This window comes from Ideonella lacteola, from assembly GCF_038066555.1.
Classification (GTDB): Bacteria; Pseudomonadota; Gammaproteobacteria; order Burkholderiales; family Burkholderiaceae_C; genus Ideonella; species Ideonella lacteola.
Map to the genome: position 1 here is coordinate 337359 of NZ_JBBUTG010000004.1, position 21139 is coordinate 358497.

Below are 21139 nucleotides of genomic sequence, written 5' to 3' on the forward strand. Positions count from 1 at the left end.
GCGATGCTGCAGCAGATCATCGACCGCCGGCTGGCCGGCAAGAACAAGTCGATCGGCAACCGCGAACGTTTTCTGCGCCGCTACAAGGATCAGATCCGCGAGGCGGTCAAGCGCGCAGTCGATGGCCGCGGCATCCGCGACCTCGAGCGCGGCGAAGAAGTGCGCATCCCGAAGAAGGACATCTCCGAGCCCGTGTTCCACCATGGGCAGGGCGGCAAGCGGGAGATGGTCCATCCGGGCAACAAGGAGTACGTGACCGGCGACCGCATCCAGCGGCCGAAAGGCGGTGGAGGGCAGGGCGGTGGCAAGGGCCAGGCGAGTGATTCGGGCGAAGGGGAAGACGACTTCACCTTCACGCTCAGCAAGGAAGAGTTCATGCAGGTCTTCTTCGAAGACCTGGCCCTGCCGCACCTGATCAAGACCCAGCTGGCCGACGTGCCAGAGTGGAAGACCCATCGTGCCGGCTACTCGAGCGACGGCACGCCCAACAACCTGCACATCGTCCGCTCGATGCGCGGGGCGCTGAGCCGGCGCATTGCGCTGGGCGGCGATTCGCGGCGCGAGATGCATGCACTCGAGGCGCGGGTTGCGGAGATCAAGCGCTTCCACTCCGACGACCCGATCGCCTTGCGGGAGATGGCCGAGGCCGAGAAGCGCATCGCCGAGCTGCGCGGCAAGCTGGCGGGCATCCCGTTCCTCGATCCGATCGACCTGCGGTTCCGCAACCGCGTCAAGGTGCCGGTGCCCAGCTCCAAGGCGGTCATGTTCTGCCTGATGGACGTGTCGGGCTCAATGGACGAAGCGCGCAAGGACCTGGCCAAGCGCTTCTTCATCATCCTCTACCTGTTTCTCACCAAGCACTACGAGAAGATCGACCTCGTCTTCATTCGCCACCACACGCAGGCGCAAGAGGTGTCGGAAGAAGACTTCTTCCATGCGCGTGAGACCGGAGGCACGGTGGTTTCCAGTGCGCTGGAGCTGATGCACGACATCATCAAGGCACGCTACAACCCCGGCGAGTGGAACATCTACGGCGCCCAGGCGAGCGACGGCGACAACTGGCACCACGACTCGGGCCGCTGCCGTGAGCTGCTGGCAGAGAAGCTGCTGCCTGCCTGCCGCTACTACGCCTACGTGCAAGTGGCCGAAGAAGAGCAGAACCTGTGGGAAGAGTACGCGCGCCTGGCGGAGACCCACAAGCAATTCGCCATGCGCAAGGCCGTCGATGCCGCGCAGATCTACCCCGTCTTCCGCGACTTGTTCAAGAAAGAAGGGGCGACCAAATGATGCCGAGGGCTGAGCGCCGCATGCCCACGGCGCCTGGCCCCGGCTGGCAACGGCGGGCCGCAGCCCACCACTTGCCGGTGCTGACCCCGTCGGGGAATCGGACGATGAACCCGCATCGCACGAGAGGCTGACGCCATGACCGAGTATTCACAGGACCGCCGTTTCGTGCACAACCCTTCCAAGATCCCAGCCGGTGGCGATCGGCGCAAACCTCGCATGGCGCTCGATGGCCCCCTGCCGGCGCCGCCGCGGCCGGAGAGCCCGCTGCCCGATCCGAGCGACTGGTCGTTCGAGCTCATCGAGCGTTACCACGAAGTCATCAAGCAGACGGCGCGCCGCTTCGGGCTCGACACCTACCCGAACCAGCTCGAGATCATCACCGCCGAGCAGATGATGGATGCCTACGCGAGCGTGGGCATGCCGGTGAACTACCGGCACTGGAGCTACGGCAAAGAGTTCATTTCCACTGAAAAGAACTACCGCCGCGGCCACATGGGCCTGGCCTACGAGATCGTCATCAACTCCAACCCCTGCATCAGCTACCTGATGGAGGAGAACACGATGGCGATGCAGGCGCTGGTGATCGCGCATGCCGCCTACGGCCACAACAGCTTCTTCAAGGGCAACTACCTCTTCAGGATGTGGACGGACGCCTCGTCCATCATCGACTACCTCGTCTACGCGAAGAACTACATCAGCGAGTGCGAAGAGCGCCACGGGGTGGAGACGGTGGAGGAGTTCCTGGATTCCTGCCACTCGCTGCAGAACCATGGCGTCGATCGTTACCGTCGGCCCAGCAAGAAGACGCTGGCGGAAGAACTGGCGATGCGCAAAGACCGTGAGCAGTACGCGCAGCAGCAGGTCAACGACCTGTGGCGCACATTGCCCAAGCGCATCGAGAAGGCCGAGGAAGCCCAGGCCACGCGCCGCTTCCCCGAAGACCCTGAAGAGAACCTGCTGTACTTCATCGAGAAGAATGCACCGCTGCTGGAGCCTTGGCAGCGCGAGGTTGTGCGCATCGTGCGCAAGATCGCCCAGTACTTCTACCCGCAACGCCAGACACAGGTGATGAACGAGGGCTGGGCGACCTTCTGGCACCACAAGCTGCTCAACACCATGTACGACGACGGTTTCCTCACCGACGGCGTGATGATCGAGTGGCTGAAGTCGCACACCAACGTCGTCTACCAGCCCAAGGTGGGCGACCGGAACTATTCGGGCCTCAACCCCTATGCGCTCGGCTTCGCGATGTACACCGACATCAAGCGCATCTGCGAAAACCCGACCGACGAAGACCGCGACTGGTTCCCGAACATCGCCGGCCAACCGTGGCTGCCCACGCTCGACCAAGCGATGCGCAACTACAAGGACGAGAGCTTCGTCGGCCAGTTCTTGAGCCCCAAGCTGATGCGCGACTTCCGCCTCTTCCAGATCACCGACGACGAGAAGGACACCGAGATCGAGGTCAGCGCCATCCACGATGAAAGCGGCTACCGCCGCGTGCGCGAGGCTCTCTCGCGCCAATACGACCTGGGCGCCCGCGAGCCCAACATCCAAGTGTGGAACGTGAACCTGCGCGGCGACCGCTCACTGACCCTGCGCCATACCCAGCACAACGACCGCCCGCTCGACGACGGCGCCCACGAAGTGCTCAAGCACGCCGCACGGCTGTGGGGCTTCGGGGTGCAACTCGAAAGCGTCAATGCCAAGGGTGATGTGACGCGAAGGTGGAGTGTGCCGGCGCCGAACTGAGCCAGTACTCGGCGAGGGCAGCCAACATCAAGGCTGAAAGATCTTTCCGGGATTCATGATGCAGTGCGGGTCCAGCGCCCGCTTGATGTCGCGCATCAATGCGACTGCGCCGGCACCGGCTTCGTCGACCAGGAAGCCCTGCTTGTGCAGACCGATGCCATGTTCGCCGGTGCATGTCCCTTCAAGCCGCAGGGCGCGCTGCACCAACTGGTGGTTCAGCTGTTCGGCGAGTTCACGCTCCTCGGGGCGGGTGGGATCGATCAGGTAGGCGACGTGGAAGTTGCCGTCGCCCACGTGACCCACGATGAAGTAGGGCAGGCCGGAGGCCTCGACCTCGGCCACCGAGTCGACGATCGCCTCGGCCAGGCGGGAAATCGGCACGCAGGCATCGGTTGTCACGGCGCGGCAGCCCGGCTTCATCTGCAAGCCCGACAGGTAGGCACGGTGGCGTGCGGTCCATAGCCGCGTGCGTGCTTCGGGCGTGGACGCCCATTCGAACGCCAGGCCTCCGAACTCCGCCGCGATGTCCTGCACGGTTTCAGCCTGCTCTTTCACGCCGGCCTCGCTGCCGTGGAACTCCATCAGCAGCATCGGCGATTCGTTCAACGCCATCTTCTCCGCGCGGTTCACTGCTCGGATGGCGTTGCTGTCCAGCAGCTCGCAACGCGCGATTGGTACGCCCATCTGGATGATCTGGATCGTCGTGTTGACAGCGCTTGCGATGTCGGGGAAATGGCACACCGCCGCCGACACCGCCTGGGGCAGCGGATAGAGCTTGAGTGTGATCTCGGTCATCACACCCAGCGTGCCTTCGCTCCCCACGAAGAGGCGCGTCAAATCGTAGCCGGCGCTCGATTTGCGCGCGCGGGTGCCGGTGCGCAGCACTTCACCCGACGCCGTGACCACCGTCAGCCCGAGGACGTTCTCGCGCATCGTGCCGTAGCGGACGGCGTTGGTGCCCGATGCGCGCGTGGCCGCCATGCCGCCGATCGAGGCGTTGGCGCCCGGGTCGATCGGGAAGAACAGCCCGGTGTCGCGCACCTCGCGGTTCAGCTGCTCACGCGTCACGCCGGCCTGGACCGTGACGGTCAGGTCTTCCGGGTTGATCGACAGCACGCGGTTCATGCGCGAGAGGTCGACGCTGACGCCCCCTTGAACGGCCAGCAGGTGGCCCTCGAGCGACGAGCCGGCGCCGTAGGGGATCACCGGCACGCGGTGCTGCTGAGCCAGCTGCACCACGAAGGCGACTTCCTCCGTCGATTCAGCGTAGACCACGGCCTCCGGCGGCGCCACGTCGAAGGGGGATTCGTCGCGGCCGTGCTGTTCGCGCACGGCGAGCGCCGTGGACAGGCGGCTGCCGAAGCGGGCGGCCAGGGCGTCGTGCATGACTGCGGGCCAGGGGCGCGTTGGCTGCGATTCGTGCGAAGGTTGCATGGGGTGATTGTGCGATCCGCCTGCATGGCCCGCCATGGCGGCTTTGCACAACATCTCTGCAGAGAGCGGGCCAAGGCCGTTCGAAGGCACGGGCTGTCCCTGGCTCATCGCTTGAGCCTCCGGGGAGCGACACTTCTTCTTCGCCTCGGTCCTCTAAACCATCAAATTAGGGGGGCGAGGCGATCCTCGCCTTGAAAATCATCAATTCGTTCAGATGTCGGCGGGGATCCGGCAGGTCAAATCCTGCCGCGCCCGAGACCGGAAAAATGGGGGGGCCGGGCGTGATCATCTTCCATTCCCATTGACAGTCTCTATACCGGAGAGAGAGCTGAACATGCGTGTGAATTCCATTCGCCTGGCCGTCGTGGCCGTTGCCGCCATGACTGCCGCCGGCTTCGCCCAGGCTGGCGCGGTTGACGTCGACTATTCGAAGCTGGGCCCCAAGCAGCAGGCCCATTTCGTGAAGCAGAGCCAGCGCCATCTGGTGAACAGCCCCGAGTACAACTACGACATCAAGCCGGCCCAAATCAAGAAGGCCAGCGTGACCAGCAAGGTCAACGCCAGCCGCAAGTACGCGCAGGCGGTGGTGACCCTGGCCGCTGCCGACAACCTGTCGGGTGTCAACGAGATCAACGTCATGTTGATGAGCGAGGGGGGCCAGACCGCTTCCGCCTACTGGACCAACCCATTGCCTGCCAAGCGCGTTGACGCCGAAATCGCTGTCGACATGGAAGGTGTGACGGCGAACGGCAACTGGCGCATCTACAGCGTCAACGTGTCTGATGCCAACGGGTTCAGCACCTACTATGACGAAGCCGCTCTGGCGGCCATGGGCGGCCGCACGACCTTCACCGTGTTCGGTGCCGTCGGTGACACCTCCGCGCCGACAGCGCAGTCCGGCGGCGTCAATCTGACCCCGGTGGTCTCCAAGTCGACGCCTCCGGGGGGCATGCTTCCCGGCGCCGCTCCGCGCGTGGGCGTTCAGCTCAATCTGGCTGACGTCGGTACCGCCGGCATCCGTTCCGCCTCGCTGACCTACTGCCTGAACGGTGACTACTGGTCCGACTGCTTCTACGTTCAAGGCGGCATCAGCGTGCGCGGCAAGACCAACGTGGCGCTGACCCTTGGAGGCCGAATCAACGAATGGCAGTCGACGGGCACCTATCTGCCGACGGAGTTGAACGTGTCCGACCACTCGGGCAATTCGTACAGCCTCTGGAATTACTATGGGGACGACCTGAGCTTCCTCATGGACGCTCCGGAGATCGTCGTCAATCCGTAAACGGTCTGCGTCGGCACGGCGATCTCTCGGATCGCCAATGACCGCTTCACAGCCCGGCCGCAGTCAATGCCGCCGGGCTTTTTCATGGGTGGCCGCTGCCGCCGCCCGCTCTTTCAGCAGAGCTTTCTCTCGTTCATTCCTCGCCAACTCGGCCGCACGGAGGAACTCCTCAGAGGCGAGTTCGCTCCGCCCCTGTTTCGCCAGCAAGTCACCCCGCACCGCCGGCAGCCAGTGATAGTTCTTCAGCGCGGGTTCGTCGACCAGCGTGTCGACGATCGCCAGGCCGGCTTCCGGGCCCATGGCCATGCCGACGGCGACGGCGCGATTGAGTTGGATCACGGGAGATGGGTTGATCTGGGCCAGCGCTTCATACAGTGCGGCAATCCGCCCCCAGTCGGTGGCCTCAGCGGTAGGGGCTTGGGCATGGCAGGCGGCAATGGCGGCCTGCAACGCGTAGGGTCCGAGCGCGCGCCTTTGGCGCGCCACCAACTGCTCGGCGCGGTTCAGCGCGGCGAGACCTCTTCGGATCAGCAGGTGATCCCACCGTGCGCGGTTCTGGTCGGCCAGCAACACGGGCCGGCCCTGCTCGTCGGTGCGTGCGGCGGTCCGGGATGCCTGGATCTCCAGCAGTGCTGCCAGGCCGTGCACCTCAGGCTCGTCCGGCGCCAGCTCCGCGAGGATACGGGCGAGGCGCAGGGCTTCGTCGCAGAGCGGTGGCCGCATCCATTGCTCGCCGGCGGTGGCGGTGTAGCCTTCATTGAAGATGAGGTAGACCACTTCCAACACCGAGGCCAGGCGGGGGCCGAGTTCTTCGCCGCGCGGCACTTCGTACGGCACGCGCGCCTCCGACAACGTGCGCTTGGCGCGCACGATGCGTTGGGCGATCGTCGGCTCCGGCACGAGGTAGGCCCGCGCAATCTCACCGGTGGTCAGGCCGCCCAGCAGCTTCAGCGTCAGCGCCACACGTGCCTCGCGCGACAGCAGCGGATGGCAGGCCGTGAACACCAGGCGCAGCAGATCGTCGCCGATGTCGTCTTGCCGCGCGGCATCGAGGTCTTCGACGAAATCCGGCACGACGAGCGCTTCCCGGGCTTCGAGGTCCAGCCCGATCTGCTCCAGCTTGGCCGCCAGGTTCTTGTCGCGGCGCAGCCGATCCAGCGCCCGGTGCTTCGCCGTGGTCATCAGCCAAGCGCCAGGGTTGCCCGGCACACCTTCGGATGGCCAGTGTTCGAGCGCGGCGACCAGCGCATCTTGTGCCAGCTCTTCGGCCAGACCGATGTCGCGCACCATGCGCGCGATGCTGGCGACGATCTTGGCCCGCTCGATGCGCCAAACCGCGTCGATGGCCTGGTGCGTGGCATGGGGCGAGGCGGAGGCGGCCGAGGCGTTTGCTGGCATCTCGGCGTCAGGGATGAGGCGGCGCGGCGTTCGGATCCATGTAGACCAGCTCCCAGAGGTGACCGTCTGGGTCTTCATAGCTGTGGCTGTACATGAATCCGAGATCTTGCGCAGGGCGGGGCGTGCGGCCGCCGGCAGCCACCGCTTTCGCGACCAGTGAATCCACCGCGTTGCGGCTGTCGCAAGACAGGCACAACAGGGCTTCGGTGCTTTGCTTGGCGTCGACGATGGTCTTGTCGATGAAGGTCTGGAAGAACGGTTCAGCGAGCAGCATCACGAAGATCGTGTCGGACACGATCATGCAAAGTGCCTTGTCATTGCTGAACTTCGGATTGAACTCGTAGCCCAGGGCCGCATAGAACGCGCGGGTCCGCTCGACGTTCTTGACGGCCAGGTTGACGAAAATTTGTGTGGGCATGGTGTCTCCTGGTCGAAGCCGACTCAGTGGGAGCCGAGGTGGGAGTCGTCGGTGGGGCGGCCGGTGGGGTGGCCGACTCCAGGGGAAGCGAAATCCTCCATCTCGAACAACTGGCGCACTTCGATCTCACCTTTGACCTGAGGGCCGAACGGAGCAGGGAAGCGCCGGGCCCACTCCATCGCCTCCTCGCGAGAGCGGGTCTGGATGAGCGTGTAGCCGGCGATCAACTCCTTGGTTTCGGTGAAGGGGCCGTCGAGCAGCGTTGGTTTGCCGGCTTGGTAGCTGACCCGAAAACCCTGGGCACTGGGCTTCAGGCCATTGGCGTCCAGCAGCACGCCGGCCCTGGCCAATTGCTCATGAAACGCCACCATCTCAGCCATCAGGTCTTTGTCGGGCATGGCGCCGGATTCGCTCTGCGCATTGGCGCGAACCATGATCATGAAACGCATCGTCGAACTCCTGTGAATGGCACCACAGTCCGACGACGAAGCAGCTCGGCGAAATTCGACACGGCGGCGTGGCAAGCTGCGTTCCTGCCACCAGTCCGCGCCCGGCGCCTGACCCGGCACGCCGGCTGTCAGGCGTTCGATTCCTCGAAGCACGGGGCGGCCGGCCTGACCTCGACGGTGGCCCACTCGGCCGCGGGACAGCGGCGCGCGATCTCGATCGCCTCGGCCGAGCTGTTGCACTCCAGCAGATAGAAGCCGCCCACCATTTCCTTGGCTTCTGCAAAGGGCCCGTCGAGCAGGTGCGTTTGGCCCTGGCGAATCTGCACGCGGGTCGCCTTGGCTGTCGTGGCGAGGGACTCCACGGCCAACAGCTTGCCTTCGGCCTGCAGTGTCTCCCCGAACCGGCGCATCGCGTCGTAGGCTTGCTCGCCCTCGGCGCGGGTGCGCGTCTCACGCTGACCGGGGGGTTCGACGATCAACAGCATGTAGCGCATCACGATCTCCTGGTTACGTTGGGCGCATGTCCTTGTCCATCGATTTGAGCACGGTGCGCGGCGGCCGCGTAACCGGTGCTGGGAGTCAGCGAGAAGTGTCAGCCGCACCGCCCTAAACTGCGTCCCATGGCCAATCGACTTTCTCAAATTGCGACGCGTACCGGCGACGACGGCACGACCGGGCTCGGCGACGGGCAGCGCGTTCCCAAAGATCACTTGCGCATCGGCGCGATGGGCGATGTGGACGAGCTGAACTCGCAGCTCGGCGTTTTGCTGGCCGAGCCCCTGCCGGCCGACATCCGCGAGTTGCTCGTCACCATTCAGCACGAGCTGTTCAACCTTGGCGGTGAGCTGTCCATTCCGGGCTACGAGCTGCTGAAGGCCGACGCGGTGCTCCGGCTCGACCAGGCGCTCGCGCACTACAACGCCCAATTGCCACGCCTGGCCGAATTCATCTTGCCGGCCGGCGCGCGCAGTGCAGCCATTGCTCATGTGGCCCGCACGATCGCGCGGCGCGCGGAGCGCGCCGTGGTGGCGTTGGCGGCCATCGAGGCGGTCAACGTGGCGCCCCGCCAATACCTGAACCGCTTGTCCGATCTGTTGTTCGTTTTAGCGCGGGTGCTCAACCGCGCCAACCTCGACGGGCTCGGCGGTGACGATGTCTACTGGCACAGCGAGCGCCTGAAGAAGGTCGCCGAAGCCGACGTGGCCGTCGGCAACGAGTCCGGCGCACCCTGACGCTCAGGCCGAGCGGCGCGCCTTGACCGCGTCGCTCAGCACCTGCAGCACGGTGAGCGAATCGTCCCAGCCGATGCAGGCATCGGTGATGCTTTGGCCGTAGGTGAGGGCGCCCGGTTCGTCCTTTCCTGGCGTGAACTTTTGAGCGCCCGCCTGCAGGTGGCTTTCCACCATCACGCCGAAGATGCTCCGGCTGCCGGCGCGCAACTGGCCGGCGATATCTTTGGCGACGTCGATCTGGCGTTGATGCTGCTTGCTGGAGTTGGCATGGCTGCAGTCCACCATCAGCGTCGGATGAAGTTTGGCCTCGGTCAGCGCCTGGCACGCGGCCGCGACGCTGGCGTCGTCGTAGTTGGGCAGGCGGCCGCCACGCAAGATGACGTGGCAATCCTTGTTGCCCTTGGTCTCGACGATCGCGACCTGGCCGTTCTTGTGCACTGACAAGAAATGATGTGGCCGAGCGGCGGCCTGGATGGCGTCGCAGGCGATTTTCAAGTTGCCATCGGTGCCATTCTTGAAACCGATGGGTGCCGACAGCCCCGAGGCCAGTTCCCGGTGCACTTGGCTCTCGGTGGTGCGCGCGCCGATCGCCCCCCAACTGATCAGGTCGCCGATGTACTGCGGGCTGATCGTGTCGAGAAATTCGCTGCCCGCCGGCACGCCTTGTCGATTGATCTCGACCAGAAGCTGGCGCGCCATGCGCAGGCCCTCGTCGATGCGATAGCTCTCGTCGAGATAGGGGTCGTTGATCAGCCCCTTCCACCCCACGGTGGTTCGGGGCTTCTCGAAGTAGACGCGCATCACGATCTCCAGCGTGTCCGCGTAGCGGCTGCGTTCGGCCGCGAGGCGCCGTGCATAGTCCAGCGCCGCCGAAGGATCGTGGATCGAGCACGGGCCGATGATCACCAGCAGTCGGTCGTCCTTGCCGCTCATGATGTGCCGGACGGCAGTTCGCGTGTGCTTGATCAGCTTCTCGATCGGCGTTCCGGCGATGGGGAAGAAGCGGATCAGATGCTCCGGCGGTGGCAGCGGCGTCACGTCCTGGATCCGCTGGTCGTCGGTTTCGCTGGTGCGTTCGCTCATCACCAGCCCGGAGCGGGCAGGGTCGTGGGACGTGGCAGAGGCGGTGGCTTTGGCGTTCATCGTCGTCGTTCCAATAGGCGTGGTCGTCGAAGTGGGGGCCGCGCCGGCGAAAAAAAACCGCCGGGGCTGCCGGCGGTCTTTTGAGGGTGTCTCGCTTGCTTTGCTGTTTCTTTCAGTTGCGCGCGATGGCCTCTCCAGCCGCCTGACGGGGCGAGAACCAAAAGTACGCAAAGAAAAATCGCGGGGCACGGATCACGGGCCCGAATGTAGCACGACGTCGAGATGACACGGACGCTGGGTGCGGTGTGCGGTGTCGGGACACGACTGCGGCACTCAACTTGAAACCGCCGCCCGGGGCTTTCGCGGCCCAGCGCGTATATCGGCACACCCTTCCTCCCACTTGAGGTGAAGAAGGCCCCCTTCTGCGGTCCGCAGGGGCTTTCAAGGATTGGTGATGTGCTGCCGAAAGAGCCCGTATGCGTGGCCGCAGGTGTGCCGCGCGACAGGCAGCGGGGCGAGCCATGCGGGCGATCGGTTACAACAGCGGTTCTTCATCGGCAACGTTTTCCAAACAGGCCGCGATGGCATTGACTCTGATCGCATTGGCCGTACTCGCCGCGGCGTGCGGCGGCGGGGGTTCCGACACGCCTACCACCGAACCGCCCGTGTCCGGTGGAGGAGCGGGCGGTGTGGATGATTCGGGAGGCAGTACCGGGCCCACGCCGCAGGACGGTCCGGATGCGCTGTACTTTCGGCCGACGGCGGCACTGGCGGCTGCGGGTGCGATTGACCGCGTGTCCGGCGGCAGCGGGTTGTTTGCGGCGTGGAATCCAAACGATCCCAAGACAGCGCTCAAGCCCGGCATGAAGATCATGTTCTTCGGTCGCGCCGAAGGTTGTGCCGGCGGGACCCAGGGGCCCTTGACCGCCCTGTCCGACAGCCGTCTTGCCAAGGTCGCCAGCCTCACGTCGCTGCCACATTCGGCGGCGCTACCGACCCTCCGCTGGACGCCGGCTGGTCGCGTAGCAGGTTGCGGCAGCCAAGTTCAGGATCGTGATGGCGCCTCTGCGGTGTTCGTCAACGCCGACGATGCAACCGGCGCTGTCGGTATGTTGACGACGTCCGGCCGTCAGGATGACGGGGCGACGGCGTTCTTCGGCCCCTACGACGCCAAGGGCCAAAACGGAGCGGGGACCAACGCGTACATCACCGGGACGTTCATCAACTTCCGGCAGGCATGGGGTGTTTCGGACCCCCTTCAGCCCTGGATGGGCTCGGCGTCCGCGCGTGTGCGCAGCCAACAAAGCCTCGGCGCCTTCGAACTCGACACATCGTCTGGCCAAACGGTTCAGGTCAAGCAGCAGATGATGGCCACGTTCCTGAATCGCAGTTGCATGAAGGAAACGGCGGGGATGCCTTGCCAGATTCAGTATCTGTTCAATACGGCAATTGCCCGGTCCGGCGTCAGCGATTGGTCGCAGGTTGCCTGGTTCAAGAATGGAGATGTCTGGTTCGACCCCGCACAGGGGGGAATTCCCATCGTCGACGGTCCGATCTACACCAGTGGGACGATGACGGTGGACTCTAAAACCAGACTGCCGCTGTTTGTGTCGCAGGGGTCTGCCACCCAGCACGTGGCGTTCTCCAACCGTGTCTTCGACGTCACCATCGATTTCTCGCAGTTGATGAACGTGCTTCGCATCGTCGCCGCGCGCAAGCTCGGGGTCGATCTCTCGTCGGTGACCGACGAGCAACTGACGAGTGTGTGGGGCAGTGGCTGGAACCATCGCGAAGACTGGGTGCTGCTTTCAGGCCATGTCGGCCAGGAGGTCTACAACCCCAACAACGGCGATCGCCGGGTTCAGATCGGCGGAGGGTTCCGCAGCCTCTACGTCGGCCCGCAGGGTTGACACCGCGGGCGAGGTGGGCGGGCCCGCGAATGCCCCAGGGGAAACCGACGGGTAACATGACACCTCTGATACCGCTGTACTGTTCTGCCCGCTTCGCATGCCCATTTCGCCTGAAACTCCCCTCATCGAGCCACTCTTCCGCTTGATGGGCCTGCCACCCTCCTTGGTGCGTTATTGCCCCGTTTCCTCCACCAAACCGTTGCGGACCATGTATCTGCGCGATTCGGTCCTGGTCAAAGGGCTGGATGCGGAGTGGGACGATACGTGTCTGTTGACGACGGTAGATGGCGAGCACGACCAGCTCGGGCATATCAAGATTTCCGGGGTCGCGGGGGGGCGGCAGGTGAGCGGCGTCCACTTGGCACTTTTCGGTGGCAAGGGTCAGCTCGGCTTGATGCTCAGCGGCGACGGCCTGAAGGTGGTGATCGGAACCGGCACCGTCCTGCGAGGCGGGCTGCATCTTGCCGCGAAGGCGACTGCCTTCATAGGCGACAACACGACCATGGGCCAGGCACGATTGACGGCCTCCTACGCCGATTTGGTCGTAGGCGATGACTGTCAGCTGTCCGAAGACGTCGCCGTGCAGTGCAACGAGCAGCATGCGTTGTGCGATGCTGAAACCGGGGCGCCGCTGAATACACAGCGCCGGCATGTTCGCATTGGCCGCCACGTCTGGCTGGGCAGGCGGTCGATGGTATTGCCGGACGTCACGATCGGTGCGGGCAGCGTCGTTGAGAGTGGTGCCGTGGTCAGCTCCAATGTCCAACCCAACACCATGGTGGGTGGTGCACCGGCGCAGTTGCTGCGCGACAAGGTGACCTGGAAGCGCTGAGCCGCCCCGGCTTCCGCACCTTCAGGCCGTCAGGCCACGTAGTGCGTCTTGAACAGCGACATGATGTGCCCCACGAGCTCAGGGGTCACGTGCCGATAGTCCCAGGCCCAGGCGGTCTGAGGAGCGGCGTAGTTGACCAATTCGTAGCTGGGGAAGTAGTCCACATTGGCGTGGCTACAGGCAAACTCTTGTGCGACGGCCCGCAGCATCGACTTGGAATAGCTGTTCGTCGTGATCACGTCTTGCGCCAGAAAGGTCCGCTCCAGTGGCACAGGAGACACGGTGATGACCAGTCGGAAATCGTCCCCATGCACGGAACTGAGCAGTGCATGGAGATCTTGCAAGGCTTGGCGATGTTGATCGAATCGGGTGAGGTGGACGGCCAACCTGTCCCCATAGGCGGCCATCACGCGTGGGCCCGGGGTGTTGTTCAGGTACCGGTCGGCGGCCGCGTCGTACCAGCACTCCGCCATGCCGAGCGTGATGACGAACAGCTTGCATTGCCGAACCAGCGGCCCCAGGTGTTCCCGCACCCGTTGGCGGCGCTGCAGGGTGGTTGACGAGTCCACCTGCCGCAGGGATTGGGTGTAGTGAAGGTCGGCTGCGCTGCCGCGATCCAGTGCGTAGGTCAGCAGGCCTTTTTCCAGCTCAGGGGCGGCGCCGAGCAGGTGCCTGAACTCATCCAGCATCGACATGCTGTTGTATCGGTTCAGGTAGGCACGCGGCCTGGCTCCGGGGTTCAAGTGACCCTCATGCATCAACGGTGCCGAGTGAAAGAGGGCGTCGCAGTGGGTGGCAACCGGAAATCCGAGGTCTACCAGCGCGTCTTCAACCTCACGTGCGAAGCACGACCCCGATGCGAACACGGCGATGGAGCGGTCGACCTTGAACTTGGGCGCCACATGCAGCTCAGGCAGATCTTTCCAGATCCGATGGCAAGCCAGGGTCGGATCCGCCTGGTTGGCCTGGAAGGTACGCGCGGCCCAGGTGTTGTGGGGGTTCGTGCGCCCGGACTCTCGGGCATGCGACGTGCTCGCGGAGTCCAGCGGAGAGTTCTCGGTCTTTGCAATGTCATCGCGAGCACCTGCCCCGGTGGCCTGGCGCACCGCACGCCATATGTCTTTCACGCCGTCCCGCCCACCGTGATCCCATCAATGCGCAGCGTGGGCTGGCCGACGCCTACGGGCACGCTCTGGCCATCCTTGCCGCACGTTCCCACGCCCGTGTCCAGCTGCATGTCGTTGCCGATCATGCTGACGCGGGTCATGGCTTCGGGGCCATTGCCGATCAAGGTGGCGCCCTTGACGGGATAGAGGATCTTGCCGTTCTCGACCCAGAACGCCTCGGATGCGGAGAAGACAAACTTGCCGCTGGTGATGTCGACCTGACCGCCGCCGAAGTTGGTGGCGTAGAGGCCGCGCTTGATGCTCGCGACGATCTCTTCCTTGGTCTTGTCGCCGCCCAGCATGTAGGTGTTGGTCATGCGGGGCATCGGCACATGCGCGTAGCTTTCGCGGCGGCCGTTGCCGGTGGGCTTCACACCCATCAGGCGGGCGTTCATCGAATCCTGCATGTAGCCACGCAGGATGCCGTCTTCGATGAGCACATTGCGTTGCGTGGGGTTGCCTTCATCGTCGATGTTCAACGAGCCGCGGCGATCGGCGATCGTGCCGTCGTCCAACACGGTGACGCCCTTGGCCGCCACGCGTTGGCCGATGCGGCCCGTGAAGGTGGACGAGCCCTTGCGGTTGAAGTCGCCCTCCAGCCCGTGACCGACGGCCTCGTGCAGCATGACGCCCGGCCAGCCCGAGCCGAGCACCACTGTCATTTCGCCGGCAGGGGCCGGGCGTGACTCGAGGTTGGTCAGCGCGGCGTTGACAGCCTGGTCGACATACTCGGAGAGTTGTGCTTCCTGGAAGTAGCCCAACCCGAAGCGCCCCCCGCCGCCGCCCGAGCCGATCTCCCGGCGGCCGTTCTGTTCGGCGATCACGGTCACCGACAGGCGCACCAGCGGGCGCACGTCGGCCGCCCGTGTGCCGTCGGCGCGGGCCACCATGACAACGTCGTATTCGGCGGCCAGGCCTGCCATCACCTGCACCACGCGTGGGTCACGCGATCGGGCCATCTTTTCGATGCGTTCGAGCAGTGCCACCTTCTGGGTGCTGTCCAGCGTGGCGATCGGGTCCATCGGGGCATAGAGGGTGCGGCTGCCGGCGACCTTCGTCGCGCCGCCCACCTTGATGCGTTTGCTCTGGCCCGCCGCAGCGATGGCGCGCACGGTGCGCGCGGCATCCATCAACGCGGCTTCGGAGATGTCGTCCGAGTAGGCGAAGGCTGTCTTTTCGCCGGCGACTGCACGGACGCCGACGCCCTGGTCGATCGAGAAGCTGCCGCTCTTGACGATGCCTTCTTCCAGGCTCCAGCCCTCATGGCGGGTGTACTGGAAGTACAGGTCGGCATCGTCGACGCGGTGTTCCGCGATCAGGCCGATGGCGCGAGCCAGTGTGGACTCGCTGAGGTGGTAGGGATCCAGCAGCAGGCCTTGGGCCACGCCCAGGCGCTCGAGGGTGGGTTCGCGGGCGATCATCGGCCGATTGTAGGCAGAGCCCCGCCGGCGTGGGCTTTACATGGCTTTGCATTTCCACGTCGGCGAGTGGCTCACTCGTGACGTTGTGGTGGGGTGCCGCCGGTGTTCGGCGACCGACCTTGAAAGGAACAACATGAACGTTCGCCATGCCTTGGCCGCCGCAGCGCTGGCCGCCGTGTCTGTCACCAGCTTCGCACAATCGACGCCCGCGCCGGTCGCGCCGCCTGCCACACCCACCACACCGCCGGTGACCGAGCCGGGTGTTCGCGGCACGAACACGCCCGTGATCAACAAGCACGAGGCGAATCAGCAAGACCGCATCCGCGATGGCAAACAGTCGGGCGAAATCACCAAGCGCGAAGCGCGTCGCTTGCACGCCGAGCAGAAGGCGGTCGACCGCGCACAAAACAAGGCGGCGGCCGATGGCACGGTGACGACGCAGGAGCGGCACCACATCCGTCGCATGCAGGCCCGCGCCGACAAGGACATCTACCGCCAGAAGCATGACGGCGCGCAGCGGCCGGACAAGCCCACCACTCCAGCGACGCCGGCCACGCCGTCTGCCGTCAAGTAAGGCGCCGGGTCAGTCCCCCGCGTCGGCCAAGCGCTTTTGGGCCAGGGCGCGCTCATAGAGTGCGTTGCGCGGGGCACCGCTGATTTCGGCGGCCAGCGCAACGGCCTGCTTCAGCGGCAGGTCACGCATCAACACCTTGAGTGCGCGCTCGGCCATGGCGTCCTCGTCAGACGAAGCCGGTGTCTGAGCCGGATGCAGAACCAGGACGAACTCGCCTTTGAGGCGCATCGCATCGGCGGCGAGCCACGTGGGCAGTTCACTGGCAGTCAGGGTGTCGATCTGCTCGAACTGCTTGGTCAGTTCACGGCACACCGTCACCCTTCTGTCGGGTGAGCGCTGGGCGAGCATGTCGAACAGGCTGCCGATGCGGTGTGGCGCTTCGAACAGCACGCACGCGCAAGGCTGTGCCAGCGCCTTGTCCAATGCAGCCAGTCGATCGGCACCTTTGGCGGGCAGGAATCCACCGAAATGGAACGCGGCGGCCGCGTCAGCCTGGGTGCTGGTCTGTCCGGCGGCGCTGAGGGCGGTGACGACACTGCTGGCGCCGGGAATGGGCATCACCCTGTGGCCGGCCGCACGCGCCTGATCCACCAGCCAAGCACCCGGGTCGGAGACCGCCGGCGTGCCGGCATCGCTCACGTAAGCGACGCGCTCGCCCGAGGCCAGTCGCTCCAGCACCCGGCCCGCGGCCGAGCGCTCGTTGTGCTCGTGCAGGGGAATCAACGGCTTGTCCAAGCCCAGGTGGCGCATCAGTCCCGCCGTCACCCGGGTATCCTCGCAAGCCACGGCATCGACCAGTGCCAGCACGTGGATGGCGCGCAGGCTGAAGTCCGCCAGGTTGCCGATGGGCGTGGCCACGACGTAGAGCGCGCCGACCGGGTACTGCTGGCCGCCGGCGACTTGGGCCGCCACTTGGGTCAGCGCGAGCGGGGTGGGGTGATTCATGTTTTTCCGATCGGGCTCGAAACCACGTTCGCCTTCGCCGCAGCCCGCCGGGACGAGTACCAAGGCGTCCACGGGCGCTTTGGGCGAATCGCGGGCGCTGGCCTATCTGCAGCAGCAGGGCCTGCGGCTGGTGGAGCGCAATTATCGAGTCGCCCGCGGCCCCTCGCGGCGAGGTGGCGAAGTGGACCTCATCTTGCGCGACCGCGACGGCACGCTGGTGTTCGTGGAAGTGCGGGCGCGGCGCAGCCGAGAGACGGGCGGTGCGGCGGCGAGCATCTCTGCCGCGAAGCGGGCGCGCGTGGTCTACGCGGCGCAGCACTATCTGGCTCGCCTGCCGCAATTGCCGGCTTGCCGGTTCGACGTGGTGGCGATCGACGCCGACGAGCTGGTTTGGTTGCCTGGCGCATTCGATGCCACTTGAGGGACGGGCGGAGCCCGGCATCGATCGGCCACCCCTTTATCATCGGCGCCCATGCTCGAAGCCCGTATCCAGCAGCAATTTTTTGAATGTGCCGACCTGATGTACCAGGTGGCGGATGGTCTCGCCCGGCCGATCGCCGACGCGGCGCAGGCGGCCGTGGGATGCATCACCGCGGGTGGCAAGCTGCTGGCGTGCGGCCAAGGTGGCGGGCAATGGCTGGCGCAGTGGATCTGCTCGGCGCTGATGTTGCGCTTCGAGCGGGAGCGCCCCCCGCTGGCCGCGCTGGCCCTCGGGCCAAGCTTGGTGCAGCCGCTTCAAGCATCGGCCGATTTGGCGGGCGATGGCATGCTGGGCTTGGCACTGCAGGTGCGCGCCCTCGGGCAGCCCGGCGATCTGTTGCTCGCCTGCTGCTCGGGCGGCGATGAGGCGGCCTTGCTCGCAGCCGTCCGCGAAGCCCACGCCAAGGAGATGAGTGTGGTGCTGCTCAGCGGCCCGCCGGGTGAGGCGGCGGCATTGCCCTCTCTGTTGGGCGAAACGGATGTCTGGATCGCGGTGCCCCACGAGCGCCTGGCACGCGTCCATGAGCTGCAATTGCTCGTGATACACGCGCTGTGCGACGCGATCGATCTTCAACTGCTGGGCGATGCGGAACCTGGTTGAGCCCCGCGGACTCATCCTCTTCACCGCTGCCGCCCATTTCCATTTCAGACCATGACGAAGTTCAATCGACGCTATTCCCTGCTGGCGACCTTGGCGCTGGCCACGGCCACTTCGGCGCTCACCTCGGCTTGCGCCCCGCTGCTGATCGGCGGCGCGATGGCCTCTGGCGCCTTGCTCTACACCGATCGCCGCACTTCCGGCGCGCAGCTGGAGGATCAGGCCATCGAGTTCAAGGCCGGTCCGCGCCTGAAAGAGGCCCTGGGCGAGCGGGCCCACCTCAACGTCACCAGCTACAACCGTCTGGTGCTGATCACCGGCGAGGTGGCCAGCGAGGCTGACCGGGAGGCTGCCGAGAAGACCGTGGCCGCCATCGAAAACGTGCGCACGACCGTCAACGAATCGGCGGTGATGGGCCTGAGCTCGCTCACCGCGCGGTCGAACGATGCGCTGATCACCAGCAAGGTCAAGGCCGCCTTCATCGACAACGGCAACATTCAGGCCAATGCGATCAAGGTCGTCACCGAGCGCAGCACCGTCTACCTGATGGGCCGCGTGACCGACAAGGAAGCCGATAAGGCGGCCGAGATCGCCCGCACCGTCAGCGGGGTGCAGAAGGTGGTCAAGGTGTTTGAGTTGATCAGCGACGCAGAGCTGAAGGCGCTTGAATCCAAGAAATGATCGGAGCCTTGGCTGGCCGCGTCGGTGTCAGCGAAGGCGCTTGATCAGGCTCGAGGTGTCCCAACGGCCGCCGCCCAGGCCCTGCACATCGGCATAGAACTGGTCGACGAGCGCGGTCACGGGCAGCTTCGCGCCGTTGCGGCGGGCTTCGTCCAGGACGAGGCCGAGGTCTTTGCGCATCCAGTCGACGGCGAAACCGAAATCGAATCGGTTGTCGACCATCGTCTTGCCGCGGTTGTCCATCTGCCAGCTCTGAGCCGCCCCTTTGCCGATGACGTCGAGGACCGCCGTCATGTCCAGCCCGGCCTTCTGGCCGAACGCGATGGCTTCCGACAGGCCCTGGACGAGCCCGGCGATGCAGATCTGATTGACCATCTTGGCCAACTGACCTGCGCCGCTTGGCCCCAGCAGGGTGACGGCGCGTGAGAAGGCCATGGCCACGGGCTTCATCGCTTCGAATGGGGCTGCGTCGCCCCCGCACATCACCGTCAACAGGCCGTTGACCGCGCCGGCTTGGCCGCCGGAAACGGGGGCATCGATGAAGTGGATGCCACGCTGCAAGCCGGCGGCGTGCAGCTCGCGCGCCACATCGGCCGATGCCGTGGTGTGGTCGACGAAGATGGCCCCCGGCGCCATGCCGGCAAACGCCCCTTCATCGCCCAGTGTGACTGCCCGCAGGTCGTCGTCATTGCCCACGCAGGCGAACACGAATTCGGCGCCTTCGGCCGCCGCACGAGGCGTACCCGCTGATGCGCCGCCGCTCTCGGCGACCCACGCCTGCGCCTTCGCCGACGTGCGGTTGTAGACCGTCACCGCGTGCCCCGCGGCCGCCAGATGCGCGGCCATCGGCCCGCCCATGACCCCGAGACCCAGGAAGGCCACGCGCCGGGGCGCTGTCGGTTCATAAGTCTTCAATCAGATACTCTCCGTGCATGAAGTGGCGCCCACCGCGGCGCCGCACAGCGGCAGTGGCACTCCCAGTGGCGTGCTCGGATCCGGCTTTGCCGGTCCGCTGCGCGGGGCGTGGGGGCTAAACGATCGTCAGGTGTTCGGTGCCGGCAGAGAGGTCGGACACGCGGGCGCGCTGGCTGTTCAGTTTGATCTGCAAGCGCAGGTCGTTGACCGAGTCGGCGTTGCGCAGAGCGTCTTCATACGAGATCACCTGGCCTTCGTAGTGGTCGAACAGCGCCTGGTCGAAGGTCTGCATGCCGAGCTCGCGTGAGCGCTTCATCAGCTCTTTCAGCTCGCCCACCTGGCCTTTGAAGATCAGGTCGGCCATCAAAGGCGTGTTGAGCATGATTTCCACCGCCGCGATCCGCCCCTTGCCTTCCTGGCGAGGGATCAGGCGTTGCGAGATCATGGCCTTCAGGTTCAGCGACACGTCCATCAGCAACTGATCACGGCGCTCTTCCGGGAAGAAGTTGATGATCCGGTCCAGGGCCTGGTTGGCGCTGTTGGCGTGCAGGGTGGCCATGCACAAGTGGCCGGTTTCGGCAAAGGCGACGGCCAGTTCCATCGTCTTGCGGTCACGGATTTCGCCCATCAGGATGACATCGGGCGCCTGCCGCAGCGAATTCTTCAGCGCGATGTCCCAGTCTTCCGTGTCCAGGCCGACTTCACGCTGGGTGATGATGCAGTTCTTGTGCGGGTGGACGAATTCGACCGGGTCTTCGACGGTGATGATGTGGTCTTGCGCATTCTCATTGCGCCAGTCGACCATCGCCGCCATGGACGTGCTCTTGCCGGAGCCGGTGGCGCCCACCATGATCACCAAGCCGCGCTTGGTCATGGCCACGTCCTTCAGCACTGTGGGCAGCCCGAGCTCGTCAACCGTCGGGATATGGGCCGGAATCGTCCGCAGCACCATGCCCACGTGGCCTTGCTGCATGAAGGCGCTGACACGGAAACGGCCAATGCCTGCCGGCGAGATCGCGAAGTTGCACTCCTTGGTGCGCTCGAACTCGGCGGCCTGCTTGTCGTTCATGATGGCCCGAGCCAGCGTGATCGTGTGCGCCCCGGTCAGCGGCTGAGGCGACACCTTGCTGACCCGGCCGTCGACCTTGATCGCGGGCGGGAAGTCGGCGGTCAGAAAGAGGTCCGAGCCGTTGCGGGTGACCAAGAGGCGCAGCAGGTCGCTGACGAATTTCGAGGCCTGGTCGCGTTCCATGGTGGGGTCTCCGAGATACGGGAAAGTCTT

The 21139-nt window shown here is 65.2% G+C and carries 21 protein-coding genes; 10 read left to right on the plus strand and 11 right to left on the minus strand.

The features are described 5' to 3' along the window. Window positions 1-3: 3 nt before the first annotated feature. Both AACH06_RS09475 and AACH06_RS09480 read left to right on the plus strand, forming a co-directional pair. Window positions 4-1287, plus strand: coding sequence for a YeaH/YhbH family protein (locus AACH06_RS09475; protein ID WP_341425410.1), 1284 nt, complete (start codon window positions 4-6; stop codon window positions 1285-1287). A 216-nt stretch (window positions 1288-1503) separates the two neighbouring features. Next, window positions 1504-3039, plus strand: a complete 1536-nt coding sequence (locus AACH06_RS09480) for a SpoVR family protein (RefSeq protein WP_341425541.1) — start codon at window positions 1504-1506, stop codon at window positions 3037-3039. A 27-nt stretch (window positions 3040-3066) separates the two neighbouring features. Here the strand turns inward: AACH06_RS09480 and AACH06_RS09485 are convergent, their stop codons facing one another. Next, the gene (locus tag AACH06_RS09485; protein WP_341425411.1) at window positions 3067-4473 is read right to left on the minus strand and encodes an FAD-binding oxidoreductase; all 1407 of its coding nucleotides are present in this window, start codon (window positions 4471-4473) and stop codon (window positions 3067-3069) included. A gap of 334 nt (window positions 4474-4807) precedes the next feature. Between AACH06_RS09485 and AACH06_RS09490 the strand changes: the two genes are divergently transcribed. Continuing rightward, window positions 4808-5755: a hypothetical protein gene (locus AACH06_RS09490; protein ID WP_341425412.1), complete on the plus strand. Its 948-nt coding sequence runs from the start codon at window positions 4808-4810 to the stop codon at window positions 5753-5755. Window positions 5756-5818: 63 nt separating this feature from the next. Here the strand turns inward: AACH06_RS09490 and AACH06_RS09495 are convergent, their stop codons facing one another. From AACH06_RS09495 to AACH06_RS09510, 4 genes are all read right to left on the minus strand, one after another. Continuing rightward, window positions 5819-7153: an RNA polymerase sigma factor gene (locus AACH06_RS09495; protein WP_341425413.1), complete on the minus strand. Its 1335-nt coding sequence runs from the start codon at window positions 7151-7153 to the stop codon at window positions 5819-5821. Window positions 7154-7160: 7 nt separating this feature from the next. Next, a complete protein-coding gene (locus AACH06_RS09500; RefSeq protein WP_341425414.1) occupies window positions 7161-7571 on the minus strand; it encodes a VOC family protein in 411 nt (136 codons plus the stop codon). A gap of 23 nt (window positions 7572-7594) precedes the next feature. Next, entirely contained in the window at window positions 7595-8020 is a 426-nt protein-coding gene (locus AACH06_RS09505; RefSeq protein WP_341425415.1) for a YciI family protein, read from the minus strand. A gap of 128 nt (window positions 8021-8148) precedes the next feature. Continuing rightward, entirely contained in the window at window positions 8149-8514 is a 366-nt protein-coding gene (locus AACH06_RS09510) for a YciI family protein (RefSeq protein WP_341425416.1), read from the minus strand. Between the two features lie 126 nt (window positions 8515-8640). On the opposite strand from AACH06_RS09510, the gene AACH06_RS09515 reads away from it, so the two are divergent. Beyond that, the gene (locus AACH06_RS09515) at window positions 8641-9252 is read left to right on the plus strand and encodes a cob(I)yrinic acid a,c-diamide adenosyltransferase (protein WP_341425417.1); all 612 of its coding nucleotides are present in this window, start codon (window positions 8641-8643) and stop codon (window positions 9250-9252) included. Between the two features lie 3 nt (window positions 9253-9255). Here the strand turns inward: AACH06_RS09515 and AACH06_RS09520 are convergent, their stop codons facing one another. Further along, window positions 9256-10335 (minus strand): 3-deoxy-7-phosphoheptulonate synthase, encoded by a 1080-nt coding sequence (locus AACH06_RS09520; protein ID WP_341425542.1) that lies wholly within the window; start codon window positions 10333-10335, stop codon window positions 9256-9258. Between the two features lie 521 nt (window positions 10336-10856). Here AACH06_RS09520 and AACH06_RS09525 point away from each other — a divergent pair. Together AACH06_RS09525 and AACH06_RS09530 are read left to right on the plus strand one after the other, a co-directional pair. Beyond that, complete coding sequence (locus tag AACH06_RS09525; RefSeq protein ID WP_341425418.1) at window positions 10857-12245, plus strand: hypothetical protein; 1389 nt, start codon at window positions 10857-10859, stop codon at window positions 12243-12245. A gap of 97 nt (window positions 12246-12342) precedes the next feature. Then, window positions 12343-13077 (plus strand): acyltransferase, encoded by a 735-nt coding sequence (locus tag AACH06_RS09530; RefSeq protein WP_341425419.1) that lies wholly within the window; start codon window positions 12343-12345, stop codon window positions 13075-13077. A gap of 29 nt (window positions 13078-13106) precedes the next feature. Here AACH06_RS09530 and AACH06_RS09535 read toward each other — a convergent pair whose 3' ends face one another. Both AACH06_RS09535 and tldD read right to left on the minus strand, forming a co-directional pair. Further along, window positions 13107-14204 carry a GSCFA domain-containing protein gene (locus AACH06_RS09535; protein ID WP_341425420.1) on the minus strand — a complete coding sequence of 366 codons (1098 nt, stop codon included), beginning with the start codon at window positions 14202-14204 and terminating at the stop codon, window positions 13107-13109. After that, complete coding sequence (gene tldD / locus AACH06_RS09540) at window positions 14201-15664, minus strand: metalloprotease TldD (RefSeq protein WP_341425421.1); 1464 nt, start codon at window positions 15662-15664, stop codon at window positions 14201-14203. The genes AACH06_RS09535 and tldD overlap by 4 nt, the downstream gene beginning before the upstream one ends. 133 nt (window positions 15665-15797) lie before the next feature. Here tldD and AACH06_RS09545 point away from each other — a divergent pair, with 133 nt between their 5' ends. Beyond that, the gene (locus AACH06_RS09545) at window positions 15798-16238 is read left to right on the plus strand and encodes a hypothetical protein (protein ID WP_341425422.1); all 441 of its coding nucleotides are present in this window, start codon (window positions 15798-15800) and stop codon (window positions 16236-16238) included. A gap of 9 nt (window positions 16239-16247) precedes the next feature. Here the strand turns inward: AACH06_RS09545 and rsmI are convergent, their stop codons facing one another. Further along, the gene (gene rsmI / locus AACH06_RS09550) at window positions 16248-17183 is read right to left on the minus strand and encodes a 16S rRNA (cytidine(1402)-2'-O)-methyltransferase (protein ID WP_341425423.1); all 936 of its coding nucleotides are present in this window, start codon (window positions 17181-17183) and stop codon (window positions 16248-16250) included. Between rsmI and AACH06_RS09555 the strand changes: the two genes are divergently transcribed. From AACH06_RS09555 to AACH06_RS09565, 3 genes are read left to right on the plus strand one after another with little or no spacing between them, the layout of a single operon-like run. Then, window positions 17182-17604, plus strand: a complete 423-nt coding sequence (locus AACH06_RS09555) for a YraN family protein (protein ID WP_341425424.1) — start codon at window positions 17182-17184, stop codon at window positions 17602-17604. The two genes, rsmI and AACH06_RS09555, sit on opposite strands and share 2 nt — an antisense overlap. A 51-nt stretch (window positions 17605-17655) precedes the next feature. Next, entirely contained in the window at window positions 17656-18264 is a 609-nt protein-coding gene (locus AACH06_RS09560) for an SIS domain-containing protein (protein ID WP_341425425.1), read from the plus strand. Between the two features lie 51 nt (window positions 18265-18315). Continuing rightward, window positions 18316-18942 (plus strand): BON domain-containing protein, encoded by a 627-nt coding sequence (locus AACH06_RS09565; RefSeq protein WP_341425426.1) that lies wholly within the window; start codon window positions 18316-18318, stop codon window positions 18940-18942. A gap of 27 nt (window positions 18943-18969) precedes the next feature. Here AACH06_RS09565 and AACH06_RS09570 read toward each other — a convergent pair whose 3' ends face one another. Next, window positions 18970-19857 (minus strand): NAD(P)-dependent oxidoreductase, encoded by an 888-nt coding sequence (locus AACH06_RS09570; protein WP_341425427.1) that lies wholly within the window; start codon window positions 19855-19857, stop codon window positions 18970-18972. 115 nt (window positions 19858-19972) lie between these two features. Further along, window positions 19973-21109, minus strand: coding sequence for a PilT/PilU family type 4a pilus ATPase (locus AACH06_RS09575; RefSeq protein ID WP_341425428.1), 1137 nt, complete (start codon window positions 21107-21109; stop codon window positions 19973-19975). Window positions 21110-21139 lie beyond the last annotated feature (30 nt).